Annotated in this window: 18 protein-coding genes; 8 read left to right on the top strand and 10 right to left on the bottom strand. The window is 73.9% G+C overall.

Annotation, left to right across the window (positions count from 1 at the left end):
- Window positions 1-312: 312 nt before the first annotated feature.
- Together ABZ234_RS09455 and ABZ234_RS09450 are read right to left on the bottom strand one after the other, a co-directional pair.
- Window positions 313-951 (bottom strand): response regulator, encoded by a 639-nt coding sequence (locus tag ABZ234_RS09455; protein ID WP_267946623.1) that lies wholly within the window; start codon window positions 949-951, stop codon window positions 313-315.
- A gap of 6 nt (window positions 952-957) precedes the next feature.
- Window positions 958-5442 carry a HAMP domain-containing protein gene (locus ABZ234_RS09450; RefSeq protein ID WP_355011678.1) on the bottom strand — a complete coding sequence of 1495 codons (4485 nt, stop codon included), beginning with the start codon at window positions 5440-5442 and terminating at the stop codon, window positions 958-960.
- A 403-nt stretch (window positions 5443-5845) separates the two neighbouring features.
- On the opposite strand from ABZ234_RS09450, the gene ABZ234_RS09445 reads away from it, so the two are divergent.
- On the top strand, window positions 5846-8014 hold the full coding sequence (locus ABZ234_RS09445) for a SpoIIE family protein phosphatase (RefSeq protein ID WP_267950524.1): 2169 nt from the start codon (window positions 5846-5848) through the stop codon (window positions 8012-8014).
- A 25-nt stretch (window positions 8015-8039) separates the two neighbouring features.
- On the opposite strand, the gene ABZ234_RS09440 is transcribed toward ABZ234_RS09445, so the two are convergent.
- Entirely contained in the window at window positions 8040-8645 is a 606-nt protein-coding gene (locus tag ABZ234_RS09440; RefSeq protein ID WP_267946625.1) for a response regulator transcription factor, read from the bottom strand.
- Window positions 8646-8919: 274 nt separating this feature from the next.
- Here ABZ234_RS09440 and ABZ234_RS09435 point away from each other — a divergent pair, with 274 nt between their 5' ends.
- Window positions 8920-10779 (top strand): trypsin-like peptidase domain-containing protein, encoded by a 1860-nt coding sequence (locus ABZ234_RS09435; protein WP_355011677.1) that lies wholly within the window; start codon window positions 8920-8922, stop codon window positions 10777-10779.
- Window positions 10780-11131: 352 nt separating this feature from the next.
- On the top strand, window positions 11132-12421 hold the full coding sequence (locus ABZ234_RS09430) for a glycosyltransferase (RefSeq protein ID WP_355011676.1): 1290 nt from the start codon (window positions 11132-11134) through the stop codon (window positions 12419-12421).
- Between the two features lie 161 nt (window positions 12422-12582).
- Here the strand turns inward: ABZ234_RS09430 and ABZ234_RS09425 are convergent, their stop codons facing one another.
- From ABZ234_RS09425 to ABZ234_RS09415, 3 genes are all read right to left on the bottom strand, one after another.
- Entirely contained in the window at window positions 12583-14004 is a 1422-nt protein-coding gene (locus ABZ234_RS09425) for a HAMP domain-containing sensor histidine kinase (RefSeq protein ID WP_355011682.1), read from the bottom strand.
- Window positions 14005-14111: 107 nt separating this feature from the next.
- Window positions 14112-14810, bottom strand: a complete 699-nt coding sequence (locus ABZ234_RS09420) for a response regulator transcription factor (RefSeq protein ID WP_267946628.1) — start codon at window positions 14808-14810, stop codon at window positions 14112-14114.
- 73 nt (window positions 14811-14883) lie between these two features.
- A complete protein-coding gene (locus ABZ234_RS09415; RefSeq protein WP_355011675.1) occupies window positions 14884-15831 on the bottom strand; it encodes a CoA ester lyase in 948 nt (315 codons plus the stop codon).
- A gap of 164 nt (window positions 15832-15995) precedes the next feature.
- Here ABZ234_RS09415 and ABZ234_RS09410 point away from each other — a divergent pair, with 164 nt between their 5' ends.
- Genes ABZ234_RS09410 through ABZ234_RS09400 form a run of 3 tightly spaced genes read left to right on the top strand, consistent with a single transcriptional unit; the run spans window position 15996 to window position 18903 of the window.
- Window positions 15996-18323: a molybdopterin-dependent oxidoreductase gene (locus tag ABZ234_RS09410; RefSeq protein WP_355011674.1), complete on the top strand. Its 2328-nt coding sequence runs from the start codon at window positions 15996-15998 to the stop codon at window positions 18321-18323.
- Window positions 18324-18364: 41 nt separating this feature from the next.
- The gene (locus ABZ234_RS09405; RefSeq protein ID WP_355011673.1) at window positions 18365-18646 is read left to right on the top strand and encodes a type II toxin-antitoxin system Phd/YefM family antitoxin; all 282 of its coding nucleotides are present in this window, start codon (window positions 18365-18367) and stop codon (window positions 18644-18646) included.
- Window positions 18643-18903, top strand: coding sequence for a type II toxin-antitoxin system RelE/ParE family toxin (locus ABZ234_RS09400; protein WP_355011672.1), 261 nt, complete (start codon window positions 18643-18645; stop codon window positions 18901-18903). The genes ABZ234_RS09405 and ABZ234_RS09400 overlap by 4 nt, the downstream gene beginning before the upstream one ends.
- A 5-nt stretch (window positions 18904-18908) precedes the next feature.
- Here the strand turns inward: ABZ234_RS09400 and ABZ234_RS09395 are convergent, their stop codons facing one another.
- The 3 genes from ABZ234_RS09395 to ABZ234_RS09385 all read right to left on the bottom strand — a co-directional run bounded on the left by ABZ234_RS09395 (window position 18909) and on the right by ABZ234_RS09385 (window position 23608).
- Window positions 18909-21107, bottom strand: a complete 2199-nt coding sequence (locus ABZ234_RS09395; protein WP_355011671.1) for a PrsW family intramembrane metalloprotease — start codon at window positions 21105-21107, stop codon at window positions 18909-18911.
- Between the two features lie 237 nt (window positions 21108-21344).
- The gene (locus ABZ234_RS09390) at window positions 21345-22646 is read right to left on the bottom strand and encodes an isoprenylcysteine carboxylmethyltransferase family protein (protein WP_355011670.1); all 1302 of its coding nucleotides are present in this window, start codon (window positions 22644-22646) and stop codon (window positions 21345-21347) included.
- Window positions 22643-23608 carry a hypothetical protein gene (locus tag ABZ234_RS09385; RefSeq protein WP_267946635.1) on the bottom strand — a complete coding sequence of 322 codons (966 nt, stop codon included), beginning with the start codon at window positions 23606-23608 and terminating at the stop codon, window positions 22643-22645. The genes ABZ234_RS09390 and ABZ234_RS09385 overlap by 4 nt, the downstream gene beginning before the upstream one ends.
- Before the next feature lie 103 nt (window positions 23609-23711).
- Between ABZ234_RS09385 and ABZ234_RS09380 the strand changes: the two genes are divergently transcribed.
- Together ABZ234_RS09380 and ABZ234_RS09375 are read left to right on the top strand one after the other, a co-directional pair.
- A complete protein-coding gene (locus ABZ234_RS09380) occupies window positions 23712-24380 on the top strand; it encodes a helix-turn-helix domain-containing protein (protein ID WP_355011669.1) in 669 nt (222 codons plus the stop codon).
- The gene (locus ABZ234_RS09375) at window positions 24377-24937 is read left to right on the top strand and encodes an NUDIX domain-containing protein (RefSeq protein ID WP_355011668.1); all 561 of its coding nucleotides are present in this window, start codon (window positions 24377-24379) and stop codon (window positions 24935-24937) included. The genes ABZ234_RS09380 and ABZ234_RS09375 overlap by 4 nt, the downstream gene beginning before the upstream one ends.
- Before the next feature lie 36 nt (window positions 24938-24973).
- On the opposite strand, the gene ABZ234_RS09370 is transcribed toward ABZ234_RS09375, so the two are convergent.
- Window positions 24974-26473: an NAD(P)H-hydrate dehydratase gene (locus ABZ234_RS09370; protein WP_355011667.1), complete on the bottom strand. Its 1500-nt coding sequence runs from the start codon at window positions 26471-26473 to the stop codon at window positions 24974-24976.
- Window positions 26474-26512: the final 39 nt, after the last annotated feature.

The following is a 26512-nucleotide window of genomic DNA, read 5'->3' as shown; positions in this document are numbered from 1 at the left end:
CCGCCGGGGTGCTGCAGGACGAGTCAAGCCGCGAGCGAGGAACGAGCGACAGGCGCAGACGAGGACGAAGCACACCGGCCTCAAGGCGCCCGAACACGGGGCAAAGCGAAGCGGAGCCCCAAAAACAACAGGGGGCAAGCCGCGAGCGAGGAACGAGCGACAGGCGCAGACGAGGACGAAGCACACCGGCTTCCGGGCGCCCGAACACGGGGCAAAGCGAAGCGGAGCCCCCAAGCAAGCACAGGAAGCACACCGGCTTCCGGGCCCCCGAACCCCGGGGCGAAGCGAAGCGGAGCCCCAGGGCAAACACAGCTACTCGGGGCCGTGCAGGGTGTCCACCAGTGTGGACAGCTGCGACACCGACCGGTCCATCCGGCGCACGCCGTTGACGAGGGGCTGGTCCACGTCCTGGTAGTTGGTGACGATGTGCTCGCGCAGTTCGGCGAGGTCGGACTGCACCTGCCGTGAGCGCAGCGCCAGCTGCTCGGCCAGGATCTTGCCCGGCTCCCCGGTCTCCTGGCCGAGGTCGCGCTGGAGGGCGCGGGCCTGCTCGCGCATCTGCGCCTTGAGCTGGTGCAGCTCCACGAACACCTCGACCTTGGAGCGCAGCACCCACGGGTCGAAGGGCTTGAGCAGGAAGTCGACCGCGCGCGACGCGTAGCCGCGGAAGACCTGGTGCCGGTCGATCTCCTGTGCCGTCAGGAAGATGATCGGCACGTCCTTGGTCTTCTCGCGCTGCTTGATGTGGGCGGCGGTCTCGAACCCGTCCATCCCCGGCATGACCACGTCGAGCAGGATGACCGCGAAGTCGGTGCCCAGGAGGTGCTTGAGCGCCTCCTCCCCGGAGTTCGCACGGACCAGGTTCTGGTCGAGGGACGTGAGGGCGGCCTCCAGCGCGATCAGGTTCTCGTCGCGGTCGTCGACGAGAAGGATGTTGGCCTTCTGGGTCACTTCGGGTTACTCCAGGTCTTCGGTCGGGGTGCTGGTGCCAGTGTCCCCGTTCGGGTCGTTGTTATCCCTGGTACCGGCGCGGGTGTTGTCGCCGTCGTCGGCCGTCGCGCCATTCTGCCCGGTCCGTGTGTCGTCCGCGCCGTCGGCCCCGGTTCCGGCGGAGGCCGCCGCGGCGGCGGCGTCCTCGGCCGCCGCTCCGGCGATGGTCTCCTCCCGGCCCGCGGTGAGCCAGCGCCGCATGACGTCGAGCAGGTGGTCCAGGTCGACGGGCTTGGTCACGTAGTCCGTGGCGCCCGCCGCGAGGCTGCGCTCGCGGTCGCCCTGCATGGCCTTGGCGGTGAGCGAGATGATCGGCAGGTCGGCGAACTGCGGCATCTCCCGGATGCGCTGGGTCGTCTGGTTGCCGTCCAGCTCCGGCATCATCACGTCCATGAGGACCAGGGAGATGTCCTCGTTGGCCTCCAGCCTGGCGATGCCCGCGTGGCCGTTGTCGGCGTAGAGCACCTCCAGCCCCTGCGCCTCCAGTGCGCTCGTCAGGGCGAAGACGTTGCGCACGTCGTCGTCGACGATGAGGACCCGCTGGCCGGCCAGGACGGCGCGCCGCTCGGGGTCGGTGCGCGCCTCGGCCTCCTTCGGCTCCTCCGCGGCCTCTCCCCCGGCCGGTGCGGCCGACTCGGGCGCCTTGAGCACCGGGACGGTGGGCAGCGGCTCGTGGCCGATGTCTGTGAGGGCGGCCACCGCCGCGTCGAAGTCCTCGTCCGGCATGGCGAAGTCGTCGTTGATCGGGACGCCCGTCCCGAACCCGGTCCCGAAGGCGTCCTGGGCGGGGTCGGTGTCGCCGCGGCCGGTCTCCAGCATGGGCACCGAGGACACGCCGACCGCCTGGTCGTCCCGGTCCCCGGCGTCCTCGGGAAGGCGGACCGGCAGCAGCAGCGTGAAGGTCGAGCCCTGGTTCGCGACGCTCTGCACCCGGATCTCCCCGCCGAGCAGGCGGGCGAAGTTCCGGCTGATCGACAGGCCGAGGCCCGTGCCGCCGAACCTCCGCGACGTGCCGCCGTCGCCCTGGTGGAAGGCCTCGAAGATGACCTGGAGCTTGTCCTCGGCGATGCCGATCCCGGTGTCCGCGACCGTGAAGGCGATGACCTCCTCGTTCTCCTCGAACATCTCCAGGTCGGCGTCCTCCAGCGCCCACGCGGGCTCGATGAGGAGGCGCACCTCGCCCTGCGGCGTGAACTTGACGGCGTTGGACAGCAGGTTGCGCAGTATCTGCTGGAGCCTCTGCTCGTCGGTCCACAGCGTCCCCGGGATGTCCGGCGACACGTCCACCGCGAACGCGAGCCCCTGCTCGCCCGTGACCGGGCGGAAGGTCGCCTCGACGTAGTCCACCAGCTGTCCGATGGACACCTCGCTCGGCTGGACCTCCGCGCGGCCGGCCTCCACCTTGGACAGGTCGAGGATCTCGTCGATGAGCAGCAGCAGGTCGCTGCCCGCCTTGTGGATGGTCTGGGCGAACTCGACCTGCTTGGGCGAGAGGTTCTGCTCCCCGTTGTCGGCGAGCAGCCGCGCCAGGATGAGCAGGCTGTTGAGCGGTGTGCGCAGCTCGTGCGACATGTTCGCCAGGAACTCGGACTTGTACTTGGAGGAGACCTGGAGCTGGTGCGCCCGCTCCTCCAGGGCGTTCCTGGACCGCTGGATCTGCTGGTTCTGGAGCTCGATGGCCCTGTTCTGGTTGGCGAGCTGGGTGGCCTTCTGCCGGAGTTCGGCGTTCTTGCCGCGCAGCTCCTCCTGCTGGCGCTGGAGCTCGTTCGAGCGCTCCCGCAGCTGGCTGGTGAGCTGCTGGGACTGCTCCAGCAGGTGCTCGGTGCGGTTGTTGGCGAGGATGGTGTTGATCGTCGTGCCGAGCAGGGCGACCAGCTGGCGCAGGAAGTTCTTGTGGATCTCGCGGAACTCGCCGTAGGAGGCGAACTCCACGACGCCGAGGGCGCGCTCCTCCGAGACGATCGGGAGGATGTACAGGTTGCGGGGCGAGGCCTCGCCCAGGCCGGACTCGACCTTGACGTACCCCGGCGGGATGTTGCCCACCTGCTGTTCGACCTGCTGCGAGAGGGCCTCGCCGATGAGTCCGACGCCCTTGCGGACGCGGCGGCGGCTCTCGCCCGGCTCGAAGCCGAACCCCGCGTAGAAGAGGAAGTTCTCCTCGTCGTCCTGGGCCTCGGGCAGGTAGCAGGCGCCGTGCTGCGCGCCGATGAGCGGCGTCACCTCGGTCATGATGAGGCGGGCCAGCTCCTTGAGGTCGCGGTGGCCCTGGATGTGGCCGGAGATGCGGGCCACGTTGGACTTGAGCCAGTCGGCGTCCCGCTGGGTGGCGGTGGTCTCGCGCAGGTTGGACACCATCAGGTTGATGTTGTCCTTGAGCTGCTCCATCTCGCCGCGGGCGTCGACCTGGATGTTGCGGGTCAGGTCGCCCTCGGCGACGGCGCTGGCCACCTCGGCGATCGCGCGCACCTGCGTGGTGAGGTTGCCCGCCAGCCCGTTGACGCTGTCGGTGAGCTGCTTCCAGGTGCCCGAGACGCCCTCGACCTTGGCCTGGCCGCCCAGCTGCCCCTGGCTGCCCACCTCGTGGGCGACGCGGGTGACCTCCGTGGCGAAGGCCGACAGCTGGTCCACCATGGTGTTGACCGTCGTCTTGACCTCCAGGATCTCGCCCTGGGCGTTGACGTCGATCTTCTTCGTGAGGTCTCCGGCCGCGACCGCCGTCGTCACCTCGGAGATGTTGCGCACCTGCGTGGTGAGGTTGTGCGACATCGAGTTGACGTTCTCGGTGAGGTCGTTCCAGATGCCGGACACGCCCTTGACGTTGGCGCGACCGCCCAGCTTGCCCTCGGTGCCCACCTCGCGGGCGACCCGCGTGACCTCGTCGGCGAACGCGGACAGCTGGTCGACCATCACGTTGATGGTGTCCTTGAGCTCGAGGATCTCCCCCTTGGCGTTGACCGTGACCTTCTTGGTCAGGTCGCCCGCCGCGACCGCGCGCGTGACCATGGAGATCTGCCGCACCTGGTAGGTCAGGTTGTTGGCCATGGAGTTGACGTTGTCCGTCAGGTCCTTCCAGACCCCGGAGACGTCGCGGACGTGGGCCTGCCCGGCGAGCTTGCCCTCCGTGCCCACCTCGCGCGCCACCCGGGTGACCTCGCTGGCGAAGGAGTCGAGCTGGTCCACCATCTTGTTGATGGTGTCCTTCAGCTCCATCATCTCGCCCTGGGCGTCCACGGTGATCTTCTTGGTGAGGTCGCCGGCGGCGACGGCGGTCGTCACCTGGGAGATGTTGCGGACCTGGTAGGTGAGGCTGTTCGCCATGGAGTTGACGTTGTCGGTCAGGTCCTTCCAGATGCCCGACACGCCCTTGACGTTGGCGCGACCGCCCAGCTTGCCCTCGGTGCCGACCTCGCGCGCCACGCGCGTGACCTCGTCGGCGAAGGAGTCGAGCTGGTCGACCATGGTGTTCACGGTGTTCTTCAGGGCCAGCATCTCGCCCTGCACGTCGACCTGGACCTTCTGGGTCAGGTCGCCCCTGGCCACCGCCGTCGTGACCTGTGAGATGTCACGCACCTGGTTGGTCAGGTTGTCCGCCATCGAGTTGACGTTCTCGGTGAGGTCCTTCCAGATGCCCTGCACGCCGCGCACGTTGGCCCGGCCGCCGAGCTTGCCCTCGGTGCCCACCTCGCGGGCCACGCGCGTGACCTCGTCCGCGAACGTGGACAGCTGGTCCACCATCGTGTTGACGGTGTCCTTGAGGTCGAGCATCTCGCCCTGGACGTCGATGGTGATCTTCTTGCTCAGATCACCCCGGGCCACGGCCGTCGTCACCTCGGAGATGTCGCGGACCTGCACGGTGAGGCGGGACGCCATCTGGTTGACGGACTCGGTGACCTCGCGCCAGGCGCCGGAGACGCCCTCGACCCGCGCGGTGCCGCCGAGCTTGCCCTCGGTGCCCACCTCGCGGGCCACGCGCGTGACCTCCTCGGTGAACCCGCTCATCTGGTCGGCCATGCGGTTGACGGTGGTGGCCAGGCGGAGCAGGTCGCCCCGGAGCTCGCCGCGGCGGCCGTCGGTGGAGGCGCGGCGGCTCAGCTGGCCCTCCGCGACCGAGTCCAGGACCTGGGCGACCTCGGACAGGGGTTCGGCGACCTCGTCCAGGAGCTCGTTCAGGGCCTGGGCGCTCTCGCCCCACGCCCCTCGGGAGGGGTTGACGTTGACGCGCTCGTTGAGGCGCCCCTCGTCGCGGACGACGTCGCCGACCCGCTGGAGCTCCTTGCTCAGCTGCTCGCTGTGGTCGACCACCTCGTTGAAGACGGAGGCGATCTCCCGGACCGTGCCGCTGCCGCGCTTCCGGAGGCGGACACTGAAGTCGCCGTCGCGCATGCGGTACAGGGCACGCAGAATCTCGTCGAGCTGGTCGTCGGCCACCAGTTCCTTGACCGCCTCGGGCATCGAACCCCCTCCTCAACCTGCCTCGTCACCGCTGTGTCCGGGGGGTCCGCGGTGTGGCCCGCGTACCCTTGGTGACACCCCGTCACGCTACCCGCGCGAAGTACCACCCGAAAGAAGCGGATGTGTCGACTTACACTAACCGGCCGGGGTGGGCGGCACGGGCGGGTTCTCCATGTTGGGTTCCTGCGCCCGCCTCCCCGAGCCGGTCAGCGCGCCGTCCCCCCGTGCCCCGGGGGACGTGGTGGTATCACGGGGAGCGGTACCGCGCGACCCCCGGTCCGGAGGTTTCCGGGCGATACCCCGGGATCCGAGGGCGGGCGCACGCGTATCGTGTCAGTGACCACCACCCCCTCGCCCGTATCCAGCGACGAAGGACACCGACGGCTTGCCAGCACACGACGCGTTGAAGGTCGCTCGACGAGAGTTCCCTCCTGCCCCGGAGACCGCGGCCGCTGCCCGTGAGTTCGTTCACGACACCCTCCTCTCCTGGGGCGTCCCCGATCCGTTCGACGACGTGATCCTGCTGGTCAGCGAGCTGGTGACCAATGCCGTCATCCACGCGAGGTCGAGCCTGGACGTGACCGTGCGCCGGGCCGAGGGCGCGACCGAGGTGATGGTCACCGACTCCGCGCCCGAGCGCGCCGTGCCCCAGGCCGGTCCGCTGGCCGTGGACACCTCGCCGTCCAGGGACGACGAGCGCAGCGGCGGGCTGGGGCTGGCCCTGGCGTCCGCGATCGCGTCCAGCTGGGGCGTGAGCTACGGGCGCAACGACAAGGCGGTGTGGTTCCGGATCGAGGACGCGCCCGGCGAGCACCCCTCGCTGGAGTCGCCCCAGGTGCGGCGCGGTCCGGCTCGTCAGGTGCGCCCCGCGCCGTGGTCGGCGCTGGACGCCGCCCTCGGCTCGCGGCTGACCCTGCCGCAGCTGCTGGAGCGCACCGTGGAGTACGCGGCGACCGCCCTGGGCGGCGATGCCGCCTACATCACGCTGGCGACCTCCGACGAGACCATGTGGGAGGTGCGCGCCGCCGTCGGGCTGACCCCGGGCGGGGCGCCGTGGCGGCCGCTGCGCGTGCGCACCGAGGAGACCTTCCCGTCCGCCGCGCCCGAGCCCGGCGCGGTGATCAACGACGACCTGATGATCGCCCGCACCGGGCGCGGTCGCCTGTCGCGGGCGGGGATGCGCTCGCTGGTGACGGCGCCGCTGATCGTGGACGGCCGGGTGGCCGGCCTGCTCGGGGTCGCCTCCAGGCGGGCCAGGCACTTCGGCCCCTCGGCCGCCAGGAAGCTCCAGGAGGGCGCGGACCTCATCGCGCTTCCGGTGGAGCGCTCGCGCCTGGCCGAGGTCGAGCTCAACCGGCGCGCGTCGCTGAGCTTCCTGGCCGAGGCCAGCGACCTGCTCGCGGGCACGCTGGACGAGCGGATGACGGGCGCGCTCGCCGCCCAGCTGATCACCTCCCGGCTGGGCCGGTGGTGCTCCATCCACACCATCAACGAGCTGGGCAGCTCCCAGCTCACCCACGTGGTGCACGGGGACGAGAACTACAACGACGTCCTGCGCGCCCTGCTGACCGGGCTGCCGCCGCGGGAGCAGCGCGAGCCGCAGCCCCTGTGGTCGCCCGCCGAGCTCGCCGAGGAGGGGCTCGACGAGCAGCTGGTCCGCGAGCTGGCCAGCGGTCCCGCGATCAGCATCCCGCTGGTGGCGCACGGCCGCGCGCTCGGCCGGATGACGATCGGCAAGAACGAGGCGGACGACTTCACCCGCGAGGAGGTCGACGTCGCGGACGACCTCAGCCGCCGCGTGGCCTCCGCCATGGAGAACGCCCGCCTGCACGAGAAGCAGGCGGCGATGAGCAGCGCCCTCCAGCGCAGCCTCCTTCCCGCGAAGGAGAAGGAGCCGGTGATCCCGAGCGTGGACCACGCGGTGTTCTACCGCCCCGCGGACGAGAAGAACCAGGTCGGCGGCGACTTCTACGACGTGTTCGCCGCGAGCGGCCGCTGGTGCTTCGCCATCGGCGACGTGTGCGGGACCGGACCGGAGGCCGCGGCGGTGACCGGCCTGGCCCGGCACACCCTGCGCGCCCTGGCCAAGGAGGGGTTCACCCCGTCGCACATCATGCAGCGGCTGAACATGGCGATCCTGGACGAGAACACCTCCACCCGCTTCCTCACCATGCTCTACGGGGAGATGACCCCGGCCACCGACGAGGGCGGAGGGATGCGCGTACGGATGGTGTCCGCGGGCCATCCCCTCCCGATGCGGCTCAACCAGAAGGGCGAGGTCGAGAACTTCGGGATGTCGCAGCCCCTCCTGGGGGCGTTCGAGGACGTGGGCTTCACCACGGAGAGCGTCGACATCCGTCCCGGCGAGGTGGTCCTCGCGGTGACCGACGGCGTCACCGAGCGGCGCAGCAACACGGACATGCTCGGCGACGAGGGTCTGCTGGAGATCTTCTCCGGGTGCTCCGGCCTGACCGCGCAGGCGGTCATCAGCCGGATCGACCGCGAGCTGGAGGAGTACGCGCCGGGCGGCCACACGGACGACACGGCCATGCTGGTGCTGCGCTTCCTGTGACGGGGGCCGGGGTCCGGGCTCCCCGTCACAGCCAGCCCATGTCCTGCGCCGTGCGGATGGCCGACATGCGGTTGTCCGCACCGGTCTTGCCGATGGCGTTGGAGAGGTAGTTGCGGACCGTCCCCTCGGTCAGGTGCAGGGCGGCGGCGATCCTGGCGACGGTGGCCCCGTCGGACGCGGCGCGGAGCACCTCGGCCTCGCGGTCGGTCAGGGGGCTCTCCCCTCCGACCATCGCGGCGGCCGCGAGGTCGGTGTCGATGTAGCGCCCTCCCCCGTGCACCCGCCGGATGGCGCCCGCGAGCTGGTCGACCGGGGCGTCCTTGGCGAGGAACCCGCGCGCCCCCGAGGCGAGGGCCCGGCGCAGGTAGCCGGGGCGGCCGAAACTGGTGAGGATGACGACGCCGCAGCCGGGCGCGCTCTGCTTGAGCTGTGCGGCGACCTCGAGGCCGGTGCCGCCGGGCATCTCGATGTCCAGGACGGCGATGGAGGCGCCGTGTCCGAGGACCGCGTCGACCACCTGGTCGCCGCGGCCCACCTGCGCGACGACCTCCAGGTCCTCCTCCAGGCCGAGGAGGGCCGCGATGGCCCCTCGGACGAGGTGTTCGTCATCGGCCAGCACGATCTTGATCAAGGTCGGCCCTTCTCACGTGTAGCCGGAGCCCCGGCGCGGTATTGTTCCGGACATTGTGGTGCATAAGGTTCTTGCAGGCACGGGAGCTCCGAGGGCCGCGGGGTCCGGCCCCCGCGGAGGCGGCCCGGGGAGCGCGCGCCCCCGCCGGCCTCCGGTCCGCCGCCCCCGGCACGGACTCGAAACCCTGGTATATCGGGCTCTCACCCTGTTCTAACCCATGCGGCGCATGATGGATCCCGTCCACTAGACATCGTCCCGCCAGTCGGAGGATGAGTTGAACCCCAACGAACCGAGTACAGGTACCGAGCCCGGTGCGGCGGCCGGGAACGCCCGCCTCCCCGCCGAGCCGACCGACCAGCAGGTGCCGTCCGGTCAGGGACACTCCTCCGCCGACGGCGGGGCGCACGAGCCCGTGCCCGGCGGGGAGCGCGGGGGCGTTCCCGCCGGGCACGAGGACCGGTCGTCCGCGCCGCAGGCGGCCGAGGGCAGCGGGTCCGGGGCCCCCGGGCCGGAGGACGCCGGAACGGGGACCGCCGGCCCGGAGGACGCCGAGGGGCGGCCCGCGCAGGCGGAGGGTCACGCGGGCCCGCCGTTCGCGGCGGAGCAGCGGCCCCTGCCGCACGGGGGGTACGGGGAGCACCCGGGCACGGCCCACCCCGGACACCCCGTGCAGCACGCGGGGGCGCACGTGACCGGAACCGGTCCGCGCTTCTCCCCGCCGGAGCACGCCCCGCGGTGGGCCACGGGTCCCAACGAGGCGGACCGCGCCTCGTACACGTTCCCGCCGCACGTCGGCGGCCCCGGCGGTCCGGCGGGCGGCCCGCCCGACCAGTTCGCCGCGCACCAGGCCGGCCCCGGCCGTCCGTACGGCGGTCCGCAGGGACCCGGCGGCCCGAACGGCCCGGGGGCGCCCGGCGGTCCGGGCGCTCCGGGCGGCCCGCCCCCGTTCGGCGACGGCTCGGGCTTCGGTCCGGGCGGCCACGGACACCCCCCGTACGGCGCTGCCGCGCCCGGCCCCGCGGCCGACGGCGGCAAGAAGCGGGGCGGGCGGGTCGTGACGATCGCCGCCGTGACCGCGCTGGTCACGAGCCTGATCGTCGGTCCGGCCGCGGCCCTGGGCACCGCCTACCTCTTCCCGAACGGCCTGGGCTCCCCGGTGAGCTCCCTGACGGGCGAGCAGGGCAGCACGCCCACGGAGGGGGCGGTCGGCGAGGTCGCCGAGAGCGTCCTGCCGAGCGTGGTGTCGATCCAGACCGCCAACGGCGGCGGCAGCGGCGTGGTCATCTCCTCCGACGGCCAGATCCTCACGAACGCGCACGTGGTGGAGGCGTCCGGGGGCGGCCCGCTGGAGGTGCTGTTCAACGACGGGACCTCCGCCCCCGCCGAGGTGCTGGGCGCCGACACGGTCTCCGACATCGCGGTCATCCAGGCCGAGGGGCGCAACGACCTCGAACCGGCCACCCTCGGCGACTCCGAGCAGGTCGGCGTGGGCGCGGACGTGGTCGCGATCGGCTCCCCGCTGGGCCTGTCCGGCACGGTCACCACGGGCGTGGTCAGCGCCCTGAACCGGCCGGTGAACACGGGCGCCACCGAGAACGGCAACGGCCAGACCTCGACGGTGATCAACGCGATCCAGACGGACGCGGCGATCAACCCCGGCAACTCGGGCGGCCCGCTGGTGAACATGGCCGGCGAGGTGATCGGCATCAACACCGCGATCGCGGGGATCTCCCAGGACAGCGGTTCCGTGGGCCTGGGCTTCGCCATCCCGGTCAACCAGGCCCGTCCCATCGCCGAGCAGCTGATCGAGGACGGCAGCGCGAGCTACCCGGCCATCGAGGCCACCATCACCAACAGCCGCGGCGGCGGGGCCGAGGTCGTCGAGGTGGTCGAGGGCGGCGCCGCGGACGAGGCCGGCCTGTCGGCGGGCGACGTGGTGGTGTCCGTGGACGGCCGGGCCGTCACGACGCCGGACCAGCTGATCGCCGAGATCCGCTCCCGGCAGCCGGGCGAGGAGGTCACCTTCGGGGTGGTGTCCGGCGGCAGCGGCTCCCCCCAGGACGTGGCCGTCACACTCGGCGAGCAGAGCTCGGAGTCCGTCGAGAACGAGGCGGAGCAGGGCGGGGGCAACTGACCGGACGCGGTCGCGGTCCCTCTCCACGGGGCGGTCCCGGGCTCTCGGCCCGGGGCCGCCCCGTCGCCGTTCCCGCTCTGCCGCGCCGCGCCGTCCGCGGGCGGCCCCCGCCCCGGCCCCCGGGGTCCCCGGGACCCGCGAGTCCCGCCTCCCGGGGCCGGGTCCGGCGGAGATCACCGATCGGCCACATCACGGTGCGCTTGCGCACACGGGTGAACACGCAGAGTATCCTTCTCTGCGCCGTGTGCTACCTGAGCGGTCGCCCCTCCGTCACCGGAAGGTCGGCGACGGTCAACGCGGGTGGGCCACACTCGTGCGTACGCGGCGACCCGACAGCCAGGAGATCCGGTCCATGTCCACGTCCTTCGCTTCAGCCTCCCCCACGACGGCGCCCCCTCCCCGGCCGGCCGGCGGCCCGGAACGCCGGCCCCGGGTGCTGATCGGCACCGACACCTACCCCCCGGACGTGAACGGCGCCGCCTACTTCACCGAGCGCCTCGCCCGCGGCCTGGCCGGGCGCGGCGCCCGGGTGCACGTCGTGTGCCCCTCCCCGGAGGGCTCGCCCCGCACGGTCGAACGGGACGGGGTGGTCGAGCACAGGCTCCGCTCGATGTCCTCCCTCGTCCACGACAGCGTGCGCCTCGCGGTCCCCCTGGGGGTGCGCGGGCACCTGGACCTGCTGCTGGACCGGCTGGAGCCGGACGCGGTGCACATCCAGAACCACTTCCTCGTCGGCCGGATGCTGGCCGCGGCGGCCCGCGCCAGGGGCGTCCCCGTGGTCGCGACCAACCACTTCATGCCGGAGAACCTCTTCGACTACGTGCGCGTCCCCGGGCCGCTGCGCCCGTACGCCGCCCGGATCGCCTGGTGGGACCTGGGCGCCGTGCTGTCCCGGACGGAGCACGTGACGACCCCGACGCCCGCGGCGGCCGGGCTGCTGCGGGAGCAGGGGTTCGCCAAGCCGGTCGAGCCGGTGTCCTGCGGGGTCGACCTGGCCGGGTTCAGCCCCCTGGACGGCGGGGCGGCGTCCAAGCGGCGGCTGCGCGCGCGGCTGGGCGTCCCCGACCGGACGACGGTGCTGTTCGTGGGCCGGCTGGACGAGGAGAAGCGCGCCGAGGAGCTGGTGCGGGCGACCGCGCGGACGGCCTCCGCCCAGTTGCTGCTGGCCGGGCACGGCGCGTACCGGCGGAGCCTGGAGGAGCTGGCCGTGGCCGAGGGCGTGGCGGACCGGGTGGTGTTCCTGGGTTTCGTGTCGCAGGAGGACCTGCCCGACGTGTACCGGTGCGCGGACGTGTTCGCGATCGCGGGCGTCGCCGAACTCCAGAGCATCGCGACCCTGGAGGCGATGGCGAGCGGCCTGCCGGTGGTGGCGGCGGACGCCATGGCGCTGCCGCACCTGGTGGAGGAGGGCCGCAACGGGTACCTGTACCGGCCGGGCAGCCCTGAGGAGCTGGCCTCGAGGATCGAGGACGTGGTCGCGGACGAGGGCGGGCGCCTGAGGATGGGCGAGCACAGCCGGGCGATGGCCTCGCGGCACCGGTTGGAGGACTCCCTGGAGCGGTTCGAGCGGATCTACCTGGAGGCCGCGGAGGGAACGGCGGTCCCGGCGTCCGCCGCGGCCGGGGCCGTCCTGAGCGGCTGACGGCGGCGCCGAACCGCCCGCCCCGGAGGAGGGGCCCGGACCGGCGCGGCCACGCGGGACCGCCCACTGCGGAGCGGCGCCCGCGGGACACGGGCCCGGGACCCCGCCGTCCCGCTCCCGGTCCGCCCGCGGGAGGCGGCGCCCCGGCAGGCCCCGCACCCTCAGCCCGGCGGAGCCTCCGGCCCCCCGGGCCTGTGCTCCGGCAGCTGGAACCCGATGGCGGCGCCGCCCCCCTCGCGGTTGCGGGCGAACACCCGGCCGCCGTGGGCCTGGGCGATCTCCTTCACCATGGACAGTCCGAGCCCGGAGCCGGGCAGGCCCCGGGCGACGGTGGCGCGGTAGAAGCGCTCGAAGACGCGGCCCAGCTCCTCCGGGTCGATGCCGGGGCCGCGGTCCAGTACCTCGACCGCGCCCGCCCGGACGCGGATCTCGATGGGCGCGGTGCCGTCGGGGTCGAACTTGGCGGAGTTCTCCACCGGGTTGGCGACGGCCCGCTCCAGGGAGCCGGGGCGCCCCCACACCACGCTGTCGTCGGCGTCCACGACGATGTCCCGCCCGGTGCGCCTGCGGGTGCGCTCGGCGACCCTGTCGACGACCTCCCTCAGGGGGACCGCGCGCATCGCCTCGTCCTCGTGGTCGCCGGTGGCGAGTCCGACCAGCTCGTTGACGAGCGCGGTGAGCTCGCGGGTCTCCCCGCGCAGGTCGTCGATGAGGCTCTCCCGCGCCTCGGGGCTGAGCCGGTCCACCCTCCCCAGCACCTGGACGTTGGTGTAGAGGCTGGTGAGCGGGGTGCGGAGCTCGTGCGCGGCGTCCTGGACGAGTCGGCGCTGCTCCTCCTTGGACCTGGCCAGGCGGGCGAGCATCGCGTTGAAGGCGCTGCCGAGGCGGTCGACCTCGTCGTGGTTGCCCTCCTCGTGCGCGTCGCCGGGCCCGACGGGGTCGAGGCGGCCCGTGGAGCTGACGTACTCCGCGGCGTCGGTGAGGCGGACGAGGCGCCCGGTGGTGCGGTGGCCGACCAGCCAGCCCACCGCCGCGGCGCAGAGGGCGACGAGCAGGCCCACCCACAGGATCTGGGTGGCGAGGCGGTCGAGCATCAGCTCGGTGGGCGACAGCCGCTGGAGGAGCTGCAGGGCTCCGGCGCCGTCGCCGACGGAGACCGTGGCCATCCGGTAGGCCTGCCCCTCGATGGACTGCTCGCGCATGTCGACGACGCCCGGCCTGGCCGTCGCGGCCAGTTCCATGTCCGCGTCGGAGGGGGTGAAGAAGACGACCTCGGCGGGGTCCTCGACGCTGACGGTGCGGCGGCCGTCGGGGCCGAGGAGCTGCACCTGGAGGTTGTCGCTGGACAGGAACGGGATGGGGCCGGCGGAGGGCCCGACGCCCTCCTGCCCGTGGATCTCGACGAGCTTGTCGGACAGGTCGGCGACGGTGCTCTCGAACCCGTTCCTGACGTCGGCGCGGATGAGGGCGGCGGCGGTGGTGTAGGCCAGGGTGCCGACCAGGGCGATGATCACGGTGGCCACCAGCGCGAAGATGACCGCGAAGCGGGTTCCCAGCCGCCAGCCGCGCGGGTTGAGCACCACGCCGCCGCGCCACGGGAGGGCGGCGTGGGCGCCGGCTGCCCCGGGGCCCGGCACGTCCGGACCGGCGCCGTCCCCGCGGCCGTCGGCGGCGGGCGTTCGCACGCCCGTCACCCCTGCGGGCGGAGCGTGTACCCGACTCCGCGCACGGTCTGGATGAGCGGCGGGCCGCCGTCCTCCAGCTTGCGGCGGAGGTAGCTGATGTAGACGGCGAGGTTCTTGGACTCCGGACCGAAGTCGTAGCCCCAGATGCGGTCGTAGATGGTGGCGTGGTCCAGGACGATCCCCGTGTTGCGGATGAGGAGTTCGAGGAGGTCGAACTCGGTCTTGGACAGCTCGATCTCGCGTTCGCCGCGCCACACCCGGCGGGCGCGCGGGTCCAGGCGCAGCTCCCCCGCCCGCAGGGGGCCCTCGTCGGCGGTGTCCTCGGGAACGGGTGCGGCCCTGCGCAGGAGGGCCCGCAGCCGGGCGAGGAGCTCGTCCAGCTCGAACGGCTTGGCGAGGTAGTCGTCGGCCCCCGCGTCCAGCCCCGCCACCCGGTCGGGCGTCTCCACGCGGGCGGTGAGCATGAGGATGGGCGTGCGGTCGTGCTCGGCCCGCAGCACCCTGGCCACCCCCAGCCCGTCCACGCCGGGCATCATCACGTCGAGGACGAGCAGGTCGACGGGGTCGGCGTGCACCGCGGCGAGCGCCTGGACCCCGTCCGCGACCGTCCGGACGCTGTAGCCCTCCAGTTGGAGGGCGCGTTCCAGTGAGTCCCTGATCGCGCGGTCGTCGTCGGCGACCAGGACCGTGGCGGTGGCTTCCATGGCGCCCATGGTTCCCTATCCGGGTGAGAAGGCGGTAAGAGGCGGGTGGGGCGCGTGTCAGAGCTTCCGCCGGTCAGGACCCGGGGACGAACGCGCGGGTCCTCTCCAGCCCGGCCGCCCGGCCCTTGCCCGCGACCACGAGCGCCATCTTCCTGGAGGCCTCGTCGAGCATCTCCCCGCCGAGCATGACGGCGCCCCGGCGGTCCACGGTCGTGGCGTGCGCGTAGGCGTCCAGGACCAGCTCGGCGTGGTCGTAGTCCTCCTGGGAGGGGGAGAAGGCCTCGTTGGCGGCCTCCACCTGGAGCGGGTGCAGGACCCACTTGCCGTCGTAGCCCAGGGCGGCGGTGCGCCCGGCCGAGCGGCGGAGGGCGTCCACGTCGCGGATCTGGAGGCAGGGGCCGTCGATGGCCTGGACGCCGTTGGCGCGCGCGGCCGTGAGGATGCGCATGAGCACGTAGTGGTAGGCGTCGCCGGTGTCGTAGCCGGGCGGCTGCTCGCCCACGACCAGGCTCTTCATGGTGATGGAGGCCATGAAGTCGGCGGGGCCGTAGACCAGGGCCTCCAGGCGGGGCGAGGACGCGGCGATCGAGTCGACGTTCACGAGGCCGCGCGCGTCCTCGATCTGCGCCTCGATGCCGATGCGGCCGACCGGGAGGCCGGCGGCGCGCTCGATCTGGGTGAGCAGGGTGTCGAGCCACTCGACGTCGCGGGCCGCGGTGACCTTGGGGAGGACGATCGAGTCGAGGTCGGCCCCGGCGCCCTCCACGACGGCGATGACGTCGCGGTAGGCCCACTCCGTGGTGGTGTCGTTGACGCGGACCGACCTGACCCGTCCGTCCCAGCCGCCCTCGGTGAGGGCGCGGACGACCGTGCCGCGGGCGGCCTCCTTCTCCGAGGGGGCGACCGCGTCCTCCAGGTCCAGGAAGAAGGCGTCGGTGCCGAGGCCCCTCGCCTTGTCCACGAACCTGGGGTTGGACCCCGGGACCGCGAGTACCGACCGCCGCGACCTGAGTTCGCCCATCGCCGTCCCTGTTCCGCTCGACCGTGCCTGTGTGCGCGCCCCCGCGGCGGAGCCGCTCCCGGCGCCGCCGTCCACGGGTCGCGGGGCCCATCATCCCACCTGCGCGTGCGTAGAGTGAGAGACGGGTCCCCCGGTGGGGCCGGAGTGACCGAGGGAGAGTGACCATGTCCGCCACGCTGCGTCCGACGAGTGCCCACTGGGGCAGCTACCAGGTGGTCGTCGAGGACGACCGCGTCGTCGGCGTCCGCCCCGACCCCGACGACCCGGCGCCCTCCCCCGTGATGGCCAACACCCCCGCGGCCCAGCACCACGCGTCCCGGGTGGCCCGTCCCGCGGTGCGCCGCCGGTGGCTGGAGCGCGGCCCGGGCCCCGACCCGCGCCGCGGCGCCCCGGACGACGACTACGTCGAGGTCGAATGGGCCACGGTCCTGGACCTGCTGGCGGCGGAGCTCGACCGGGTGCGCACGGAGCACGGCAACGCGGCGATCTTCGGCGGTTCGTACGGGTGGGGCAGCGCCGGGCGCGTCCACCACGCGCAGAGCCAGCTGCACCGCTTCCTCAACACGATCGGCGGGTACACGCGGTCGGTCGCCACCTACAGCCACGGCGCCGTCGAGGTGCTGTTCCCCAGGATCATCGGCACCCCCGCCGCGAACCGGCTGCTGCACCGCGCGCCGGCGTGGACGCAGATCCGCGAGCACACCGAGCTGCTGGTGACCTTCGGCGGGCTGCGGCTGTCCAACACGTGGACGACCTCGGGGGGCCGGGCGGCCCAGACCGCCGGTCCGGAGATGCGGGCCGCCTCGGAGTCGGGGGTGGAGTTCGTGTCGGTGTCGCCGCTGTTCGACGACACCCCCGAGGACGTCAAGGCCGAATGGGTGTCGATCCCGCCGGGCGCCGACACGGCGGTGATGCTCGCCCTGATGCACGTCCTGTTCATGGAGGGGCTGGCCGACACCCGCTTCCTGGACCGGTACACGGTCGGCGCGGACGTGCTGCGCTCCTACGTGCTGGGGGAACGCGACGAGCGCGGCGACCGGCCCGGGGTGGAGCGCTCGCCCGAGTGGGCCGAGCGGATCAGCGGGGTCCCGGCCGGCGAGCTGCGGACGCTGGCACGGCGCATGGCGGAGAAGCGCACGCTCGTCAACGTGGGCTGGTCGGTGCAGCGCGCCCGGTACGGCGAGCAGCCGCTGTGGGCCGGTCTGGCGCTGGCGTGCTGCCTGGGACAGGTGGGACTGCCGGGAGCGGGTTTCGCGTCAGGGTACGGGTCGATGGGCAACTACGGGGGCGGTTCGACCCCGATGGGCCTGCCGAGGATGCCGCAGGGCGCCAACCCCGTCGACTCGTCGATCCCGGTGGCGCGGATCGCCGACATGCTGCTGGAGCCGGGCGGTCGGTACGACTTCGACGGCGAGGAGCGCCGGTACCCGGACGTGCGGCTGGTGTACTGGGCGGGCGGCAACCCGTTCCACCACCACCAGGACCTGGAGCGGCTGACCAGGGCGTTCGGCAGGCCGGAGACGGTGGTGGTCCACGAGACGCACTGGACGGCGACGGCCCGGCACGCCGACATCGTCATCCCCTCGACGACGGTGCTGGAACGCGACGACCTGACGGCCAGCAAGGGCGACCTGAGCGTGCGGGCCATGCCGCGGGCGGTGTCCCCCCACGGGCAGGCGCGCGACGAGTACGACACGTACGCCGACCTGGCCGGGCGGCTCGGGCTGCGCGAGGAGTTCACGGAGGGGCGGACCAGCGCCCAGTGGATGAGGTCGGTCTACGAGCGGTGGCGGTCCCTGGTGGCCAGGCACGGCGCGGAGGTGCCGGGGTTCGAGGAGTTCTGGGAGCGCGGGCGGGTGGAGATGCCCGGCCGGGTGGAGGACGAGGCGCTCCTGGGCGAGTTCCGGGCCGACCCGGAGGGCAGGCCCCTGCGGACGCCGAGCGGGCGGATCGAGCTGTTCTCGGAGACGATCGCGTCGTTCGGGTACGAGGACTGCCCGGGACACCCGGTGTGGCTGCCGGGGCCGGCCGTGGACGGCGCGGACGACGGGTTCCCGCTCGTGCTGCTCGCGAACCAGCCCAGCGGGAGGCTGCACAGCCAGCAGGACATGGGCGCGCACAGCATGTCGCAGAAGGTCGGGGGGCGCTCGCCGCTGCGGATCGGCCCCGAGGACGCACGGGCGTGCGGCGTCGCCGACGGCGACGTGGTGCGGGTGTCGAGCGGCCGGGGGTCGTGCCTGGCGGGCGTGGTGGTGAGCGAAGCGCTGCGGCCGGGCGTGGTGCAGCTGTCCACCGGAGCCTGGTACGACCCGTCGGTGCCGGGCGTGACGTGCGCGCACGGGAACCCGAACGCGCTGACGGAGGACGTGGGGACGTCACGGCTGAGCCAGGGGTGCACGGGGCAGACGGTGCGGGTGAGGGTGGAGCCGTTCGCCGGCCCGGTGCCGCCGGTCCGCGCGTTCGAGCCGCCCCCGGGCATCACGGTTCCCTGAGTACGCGGACGCCGACATAACTGGTCATTAAAATGACCAGTATGGAGACCATTCCGATCACCGAGGCCAAGGCCAGGATCGCCGAGCTCGCTGATCGCGCACAGCACGAACACGCCGACTACACGTTCACGAAGAACGGCCGCCCTGCGGTCGTCATGATGTCCGTGGCCCAGTACGACTCCCTGATGGAGACGCTGAGCATCCTCTCCGACCCCGAGACCAGGAGGGACCTCGCCGAGTCGGCCGAGTCCGAGGGGTTCACCACCGAGGAGGACATGGCCGATCTGATGAAGGCGCGTCTGGGCAGGGAACCCCGGGCATGAGGGTCGTCTACCCGGGTCCTGCCAGGCGTGCCCTCGCCGAGGAACTTCCCGAGGCCGTGGCCTCCGCGGCGTACGAGTTCGTCAACGGGCCCTTGAGGACGAACCCCTGGCGGGCCGGAAAACCCCTCGACGAGCCCTTCGCCGGCCTGCACTCGGCACGGAGGGGCACCTACCGGATCGTCTACCGGATCCGACCGGACAAGGACGCGATCGAGATCCACTCCATCCGCCATCGCAGGGGCGCCTACAGGTTCTAGGAGGATCAGCGGACCAGGAGGCGGTCCACCCGACGGGGCAGGAGCAGCCCCGCCAACCCGAGGAGCGCGTAGCCGACCTGGCCCGGGGCGAGCATGCCCAGGATCGCGCCCGTGTTCGCCGTCGGCGCCCGCAGGAACTCGCGCATGCGCGGGTGAGCGTGCGGGACCCCGTTGCCGGAGACCAGCAGGGAGAGCGCCGCGACCAGCACGAGCGCGGCCCACGCGGTCTCCGCCCCCGTCAGACCGCCCAGCCACAGCTGGAGCCGGTCCAGTGCCACGAACGCGTAGGCCGGCGCGTCCCGGTCCGCGGCTCCGCCCGGCCCGGGCGCCCCGGGGGCCGCGGCGGCGTACACCGCGGCGGCGGCGAACGAGGCGGTCGCCGCCGTGACACCGCCGGTGGCGGCCAGGCCCAGCCGCCGGGCCAGTGAGCGCGCCTGCCGGGTGAGCTCCTCCTGCGAGGGGTGGCTCCGCCAGGGGCGGCCGGCGGACCGGGCCTCCGCCATGGCGTTCGCCCGGCGCCGGCGGAGGAACCGCCACGTGTCGCAGAGGGCCCCGGGGCCGCGCCGCGCGGCGATGGCGGACACCGCGAACTCGTGGACGATCGTGGACAGCGTCGTGGCGAGCGTGACCGGCAGGTCCACCCAGGACAGCGCCAGCCTCCGGAACAGCGGCGCGATGTCCGCGGGGACGCGCACCCTCATCGCCACGGACCTGCCGCGGGCCCTGCGGCGCAGCCCGGCCAGCGGGGGGCGGCCGGGAAGCGGCGGCGTCGACTCGGCCGCGGTGCCGATCGTCCGGTAGTCCATCGCCACGGCGCACAGGAGGAGGACGACCAGCAGCCACGGGGTGAGGACCCCGCCGCCGAGCAGGCCGTGCACGAAACCGGACACCGGGTGGAGGGCAGCGTTGGCCAGCACGGCGTTCAGGTTGAGGTGCTCCAGGAACGCCGCGGTGAACGCGACCGGCGGCAGCAGCCACAGCCACGCGCCGTAGCGGCGGCCGACGACGGCGAGCCCGAGGGCCGCCCCGACCAGGCCGGTGGTGACGGCGTGGCCGGAGAAGACCGCGAGGACGGCGCCGGAGGCGTCGGTGACGGTGCTCCCGCCCGGCAGGAGGAACCCCCCGCCGCCGGGCCGGTCGCCGCCCCCGGTGGAGACACCGGTGAGCAGGTGCTCGGCGAGCTGGAAGCCGGCGCCGGACGCCGCGGCCAGCAGCAGGAAGTCGACGGCGGCCAGGCGGCGCATCCGCCGCCGGGCCACCAGGCCGAGGAGGAGGAGCGGCGCGAGCTTGCCGGCCTCCTCCACGGCCACCGCGACATAGGTGTAGCCGACGACCCCGTACGGGTCGACGCCCAGGAGCCCGACGACGGCCGCCTCGGCGAGGGCGAGCGGCCACAGCAGGAGCGCGCCGAGGGCGGCCACCCGCAGCAGGGTCGCGAAGGAGACGGTGCGCGACCGCGCGGGCCAGGCCAGCTGGAACAGCAGCACGAAGGCCGCGGCCAGTGCGGGGAGGGCCGTGTCGAGGCCGGGGACGAACAGGGGCGCGACCAGCAGCGCGACGACCGCCAGCCACCCCCAGGCCCCGCGCAGGGCGCGCAGCGCGCCGACGGCGCGCGGCGAGCGCTCCCGGAGGCGGTCGCCCCGGCGGGCGAGGCGTTCGGGCAGGTCGGGTCCGGGACCGCGCGGGCTCCTGGCGTGCCTGGCGCCGGTGTCGGCGCAGTTGTAGAGCAGGGCGGCGCGGGTGAGGACGGGCCCGCCCTCGACGCGGGCCCTGTTGCCGAAGTGGACGCGCGCCTGGGGGATGTCGGCGCCGACGAGTTCGCGGACGAAGTCGGCGGGCCCGGCCGCGACCGTGAGCTCGTCGGCGGTGACCAGGACGGCGGCGGAGAAGTCCTCGACGCAGACGAGGAAGTCGGTGGGGGTGGGCCCCCAGCCCCGGATGAGGTCGATGAGGGTGTCGGTGTCGAGGGGGACCTCGGTGACGGGGTCGTACGAGAACTCGGGCCGGGTCCGGCACACCAGGAGCCGGTCGACGCCCATGGCGCGCCCCGCCGAGACGATCGCGCGGATGAGGTTGCGGTCCCGGGGCACGAGGAAGGGCGTGGTGACCTTGCCGTCGACCCTGATCCACTGGGGGTCGAGCTCGGTCGCTCCGGCACAGACACGAAGGACGAGGTCCCGCGCGAGCATGGCCTGTTCTTCCATCGACGTCCTCGTGCCGTGCGGGGGGCGGATACGGGGGCCGGTCCCGCCCCTTGGCGGACGGAACGGCCCGACCGAGCATAACGGCGCGGGGCGGCGGCGGAAGAGGCGCTCTGCGGCATTGTGGCCGTGATGTCATGCGGCGGGCCCGCGCCGCGCCTCCCCCGGCGCCCGGGGCCGCCGCCCGGCCGGGAGGGCGCGGTGGCGCCGCCGGGCCCGGGGGCCTCCGGGCGCCTGCCGTCACCGTCCGCCGCCGGAGGGGAGGCCCTCCCCCGTCCGTGCGCCCGGTGCGCCGAGGACGTCGCGGGACGCACGGGGCCCGGCGCCGAAGGCGTCGGCGCACAGCTGCCCGACGTGGCGGAGGAGGGGCAGGTCGAGGGCCCAGCCGGCGAACGCCCACCCCAGGTGGAGGTGGTCCAGGGCACGCGCCAGCGCCGCCACCCCGCTCCGGCGGAGCCCGTCGGGCGTCTCGTAGGTGAGGCGGTACAGGACCTCGGGGTGCTCCGCCGCCGGGCGCAGCTCCAGGGCCACGGGCGCCCGGGCCGCGATCCAGCCGCCGAGGCCGGTGCACATGGAGCAGTCGGCCGCCACGTAGAGGGTCCCCGGGGTCCGGCCGGGCCACGGCCGCCACCGGGGCAGCCAGGGTCGCACGCCCTCGCGGTAGTCCTCCCAGTCGCTCCCGAAGGCCCGGCGCAGCTGCCCGCCCTCGTGCCAGGACGCGAACCCCGCTCCGTAGGCGAACGCGACCAGGGCGCCGACCAGCAGCCGCAGGTCCCCCGTCACCGGCACGAGCACCAGGTAGACGGCGGCGACGGTGGCCTGCATGGGGTTGCGCACGTAGGCGTAGGGGCCGCTGGCGACCAGGCGCGACGGCGGGTCGTAGGGCAGCGGGGTGCCGCGGCCCACCTGCGCGAACTCGCGGGCCGCGGCCAGGCCCGGCAGGCACGCCGCCGCGAGGACCTGGGCGCCGAGCAGCGCCTCCCCCGGGCCGGGGACGGCGTCCAGCGCGTACAGCGGCAGGCCCACCATGAGCCCGAAGGCCAGGACGGCCTGCGCCCACGTCCGGGCCCGGACCAGCTGCCCGCGCCGGGTCCAGTGGGCCAGCATCAGCGCGGGGATCAGGCACAGCGCCGACCCCGCGAACTCGCCGAGGAGCCAGAGGGGCCCGAGGACCACCACGGGTTCGGCGAGCGGCATGACGATCACGTCGACCCACACGAGCAGGCCGGTGAGCAGGGGGACCGGGAGGAGGCGGAGCATCAGCGCGGGCAGGGCGCCCCACAGGACCGCCCAGGCGATCAGCAGGTCGACGGGCATCCCGCGCCACACGGCGCCCTCGGCGTGGAAGGTCCACCAGCCCGCGTGCACCGCGTACAGGTTGAGCGGGACGAGGGTGAGCAGGGCCCACGCCCCCGCGACGATCATCGACGCGACCTCGCGCGGCCGGGGCGCGCGCCACGCGCACAAAGCGGCCAGGAGCAGCAGCGGGACGAACAGTCCGACGCCCCGGACCAGGGCCGCGGGAACCTCCGCGGCCGTCACTCCCCGGCCCCCGCGACCGCGTCCCGGAAGGTCGTCGCGAGGTACTCGGCGGCCAGGTCGGTCGTGTACGACTGGATCGGCCCGAAGTACCAGGAGGGCTCGTAGGTGCGCTCGTACTCGACGGTCCAGGTGAGGCGGGTGCCGCCGCCCTCCCTCTCCCAGACGGCCTCCGCCCGGCGCATGTCCATCCAGTTCGCGAACGCCGTGTCCCGGACCACGTCGAAGACCACGCGGCCGCCGTCGCCGTCCCACTCGCTCTCCGCGACCTCCAGCTCCATGTCGCGGGGGGTGGGTTCGGAGCCGATCCGGAGGGTGCGCCTCGGGGTGAAGTCGACGACGCGGGCGTCCCCGGGCTCCAGACCCTCCCCGGCCGCCCGGACCGGGTGGGGGAAGGGCACGGCGCGCAGGAAGAGGGCGTCGGGGACCGCGTAGCCGGGCGGGGCGGCCAGCGCGGCGGCGACCCGCTCCGGTTCCGCGTCGATCAGCACCGACCCCTCGCCCTGGTCCGCCCGGGGGAGGAGGCTCGTCCCGGCGACGCCCTCCAGGGCGAGGACGAAGAGGACCGGTACGCCCAGCAGGGCGTGGCGTCCGCCCCTGCCGCCGGCCCGGAAGGCCTCCGCCGTCCAGGCCACGAGTGCGGCGATGCCGTAGAGCAGGGGCGCGGCGATGACCAGGCACACCGTGCCCTCGCCGAGCAGGGCCGCCGCCAGCGCGAGGCCGACGGTGGTGACGGCCATCGCGATGCCCGTGGCGCTCCGCGCCCGCACGGTGAACACGACGATCAGGGCGATCACCGCGGGGAGGCCCACGTAGAACAGCGCCGTCTGGTCGAGGCCTCCCCAGTGGTTGGCCCGCAGGGCCAGCAGGCCGGCGAAGGCCGCGAGCAGGAGCGCGGCGAGCGTCCAGCGGGCGCGGGTGGGGACGTGGGCCGGAAAGGGTTCGGGCTCGTCGCTTCGGGACATGGGGGCACCCTTCATCAAGCGGTTAAAGCACTTGGTTTAATCACTTGATTAAACCGTATGATGAACACACCCCGACCGGCAAGGGGGCTACGCGAGGAGGACCATGGCCAGGAGCGGCGGCGGACGGCGGACCAGCGAGGAGACCAAGGAGAGGCTGCTCGACGCGGCCTGCGCGGTGCTGCGGGAGGAGGGGTACTCCGGGGCGTCCGCCCGCGCCATCGCCACGCGCGCCGAGGCCAACTCGGCGCTGGTCTTCTACCACTTCGGCGGGGTCGACCAGCTGCTGCTCGCGGCGCTGGACCGGTCGAGCGCCGAGCGCATGGCCATGTACCGGGAGATCGCCGGGCGCGCGAAGAGCCTGGAGGAGCTCGTGGAGGCGGCCCTGCTCATCTACCGCACCGACCTCGAACGCGGCTACATCACCGAGTTCTCCGAACTCGTGGCCGCCGCCGTCACCAAGCCCGAGCTCCGCACGGAGATCCGCGACCGCGCGGAGCCGTGGATCGCGTTCATCGAGCACGAGTGGAACCGCGTCCTGGGCGGATCGGCCCTCGGAAGGCTGCTGCCCGCGCGCGAGGTCGCCTACGGGGCGATCACGTTCTACCTGGGGGTCAACCTGTTCTCCGTCCTGGACGAGGACCGCACCCGCACCGAGGCGGTCTTCGAGCTCGCCGGGGAACTGGCGCCGCGGGCCAGGCTCCTCACCCTGCGCCTGCCGCGCCGCAACCGCGACGTAGGCTTGTCGCCGGCGGACCAGGAGGAGGACGCATGAGCGGTGGCGGCGGCGCGGGCGCCGACGGACGGGGCACGGGCACCGGCGGGTCGGGGCCGACGGCCGGGCAGGGCGTGGCGGTGGCCCCGGGGATCGAGTTCCCCGACACCGCCGACGGGAGGACCCACGTGGCGGGCGCGGTCATCGCCGACGGCCGGGGACGCGTCTTCGCGCAGCGCCGGTCCGCGACCCGCAAGGTGTTCCCGCACTGCTGGGACATCGTCGGCGGACACGTCGAGCAGGGCGAGACCATGCTCGAGGGCCTGGCCCGCGAGGTCGAGGAGGAGACCGGCTGGCGGCTCGTCGGCGTGCTCGCGGAGCTGTACCGGCTCGACTGGGACCCCGGCGACGGCGTCACCCGGCACGAGGTCGACTACCTGGTGCGGGTCGAGGGCGACCTGTCGGCGCCGCGGCTGGAGCCCGACAAGCACACCGAGCACCTGTGGGTGGACGACTCCCTCGTGCACCGGCTGCGCGACGAACGCGACCCCGGCGACTACTTCATCACCGACATCGTGCAGCGCGGCCTCGACGCCGCCCGCGCGGCGGACGGCTGACCCGCCGGGGCGGCCGGGCCGCCCCGGCGGGCCCCGTCACACGGCGCGGCCCCGGGTGACCTCGGCCACCGCGAGCGGCAGCGCGTCCAGCAGGTCGGACGCGCTGATCGGCGCACCGCCGCGGGCCAGCGAGGCGGCGCGTCCGTGCAGGTAGGCGCCGCACGTCGCGGCCTCGCGCGCGGGCAGTCCGGACGCCATGAGCGCGCCGACCGCCCCCGACAGCACGTCACCGGTCCCCGCGGTGGCCAGCAGCGGCGTCCCCGTCGGGTTGGCGACCGCGGGGGCGCCCGGGTGCGCGATCACGGTGGTGGAGCCCTTGAGAAGGACCGTGCAACCGAACCGGTCGGCGGCGCGCGCCGCGTGCTCCAGGCGGCGGGCCTCCACGTCGGCCCGGGCCACGTCGAGCAGCCGTGAGAGCTCGCCCGCGTGCGGGGTCAGGAGCGTCTGCGGCGCCCGTTCGCGGAGCAGCGCGGAGAGCGGACCGCCCCCGCCCCCGGTGAGCAGGGTCAGCCCGTCCGCGTCGACCAGCACCGGGACCTCGCTGTCCAGGACCGCCCTGAGCTCGTCGGCGTTGGCCGGGTGGGTGCCGCGCCCGGGGCCGATGACCACGGCGGCCACCCTGCCCGGGGACAGGTCGGTGCTGCTCTGCGGGTCGCGGAGGTCGGCGACGGCCTCCGGCCAGCGGCCGATCACCTGGTCGGCCACGCCCCTCCCCCCGCCGAAGCGGACCATCCCGACGCCGGTGCGCAGCGCGCCGCCCACGCACAGGACCGCCGCGCCCCGGTAGGGGTCGGAGCCGGCGCGGACGCCGAGGACGCCCCGCCGGTACTTGTCCTGCTCCGCGCCGGGGGCCGGGAGGAGCGCGGCGATGTCCACAGCCTGTGGACGGACCAGCGCGGGGCCGGGCAGCTCCGGCCCCAGCCCGATGTCCACCAGCCGGACGCGGCCCGCCCGCTCCGCCCCGGGGTCGACGAACAGGCCCGGCTTGTGGGTGCCGAACGTGACGGTGGTGTCCGCCCGGACCGCGGGCCCGGCCACCTCCCCCGTGTCCGCGTCCACCCCGCTGGGCACATCGACGGCGACCACCCGGGCGGGGGCGTTCGAGGCGAGCACCGCCAGGGCGGCGTGCGGCTCGCGCAGTCCGCCGCGCCCGCCGATGCCGACGAGCCCGTCGACGACCAGGTCGGCGTCGAACAGGGCGGCCTCCTCGGCCGCGCCGCCCGCGAACGGCAGGATCCGCCCGCCCGCGGCGCGCAGGGCGTCGGCTCCGCCCTCGTGGACGGTCCGCCCGGCCGCCAGCGCGCGCACCGACGCGCCCCGCGAGGCGAGGAGCGCGCCCGCGTACAGGGCGTCGCCCCCGTTGTCGCCGCCGCCGACCAGGAGCACCACCCCCGCCCCGTAGACCCGGGGCAGGAGCCCGGCGCACTCGGCCGCGAGCCCGGCCGCGGCCCGGCGCATCAGGGCCCCCTCGGGAACGCGCGCCATGAGCGCGCGCTCGGCTTCGCGGACGACGCTGACGGTGTGTGCTGAGTGCACCGGCTACCTCCAGAGGGGTCGATCGGCCACCATCGTGTC

The organism is Nocardiopsis sp. NPDC006198 (assembly GCF_040613895.1).
In the GTDB taxonomy this organism is placed as follows: domain Bacteria; phylum Actinomycetota; class Actinomycetes; order Streptosporangiales; family Streptosporangiaceae; genus Nocardiopsis; species Nocardiopsis tropica.
The sequence above is the reverse complement of the archived record's forward strand: the minus strand, read 5'-3'. Positions and strand labels throughout refer to the sequence as shown.

Bases quoted from the DNA above. Each gene is read 5' to 3' on its own strand.
- ABZ234_RS09450 (WP_355011678.1), bottom strand. From the start codon at position 5,442: ATGCCCGAGGCGGTCAAGGAACTGGTGGCCGACGACCAGCTCGACGAG.
- ABZ234_RS09430 (WP_355011676.1), top strand. From the start codon at position 11,132: ATGTCCACGTCCTTCGCTTCAGCCTCCCCCACGACGGCGCCCCCTCCC.
- ABZ234_RS09420 (WP_267946628.1), bottom strand. From the start codon at position 14,810: ATGGAAGCCACCGCCACGGTCCTGGTCGCCGACGACGACCGCGCGATC.
- ABZ234_RS09415 (WP_355011675.1), bottom strand. From the start codon at position 15,831: ATGGGCGAACTCAGGTCGCGGCGGTCGGTACTCGCGGTCCCGGGGTCC.
- ABZ234_RS09410 (WP_355011674.1), top strand. From the start codon at position 15,996: ATGTCCGCCACGCTGCGTCCGACGAGTGCCCACTGGGGCAGCTACCAG.
- ABZ234_RS09405 (WP_355011673.1), top strand. From the start codon at position 18,365: ATGGAGACCATTCCGATCACCGAGGCCAAGGCCAGGATCGCCGAGCTC.
- ABZ234_RS09400 (WP_355011672.1), top strand. From the start codon at position 18,643: ATGAGGGTCGTCTACCCGGGTCCTGCCAGGCGTGCCCTCGCCGAGGAA.
- ABZ234_RS09395 (WP_355011671.1), bottom strand. From the start codon at position 21,107: ATGGAAGAACAGGCCATGCTCGCGCGGGACCTCGTCCTTCGTGTCTGT.
- ABZ234_RS09385 (WP_267946635.1), bottom strand. From the start codon at position 23,608: ATGTCCCGAAGCGACGAGCCCGAACCCTTTCCGGCCCACGTCCCCACC.
- ABZ234_RS09380 (WP_355011669.1), top strand. From the start codon at position 23,712: ATGGCCAGGAGCGGCGGCGGACGGCGGACCAGCGAGGAGACCAAGGAG.
- ABZ234_RS09375 (WP_355011668.1), top strand. From the start codon at position 24,377: ATGAGCGGTGGCGGCGGCGCGGGCGCCGACGGACGGGGCACGGGCACC.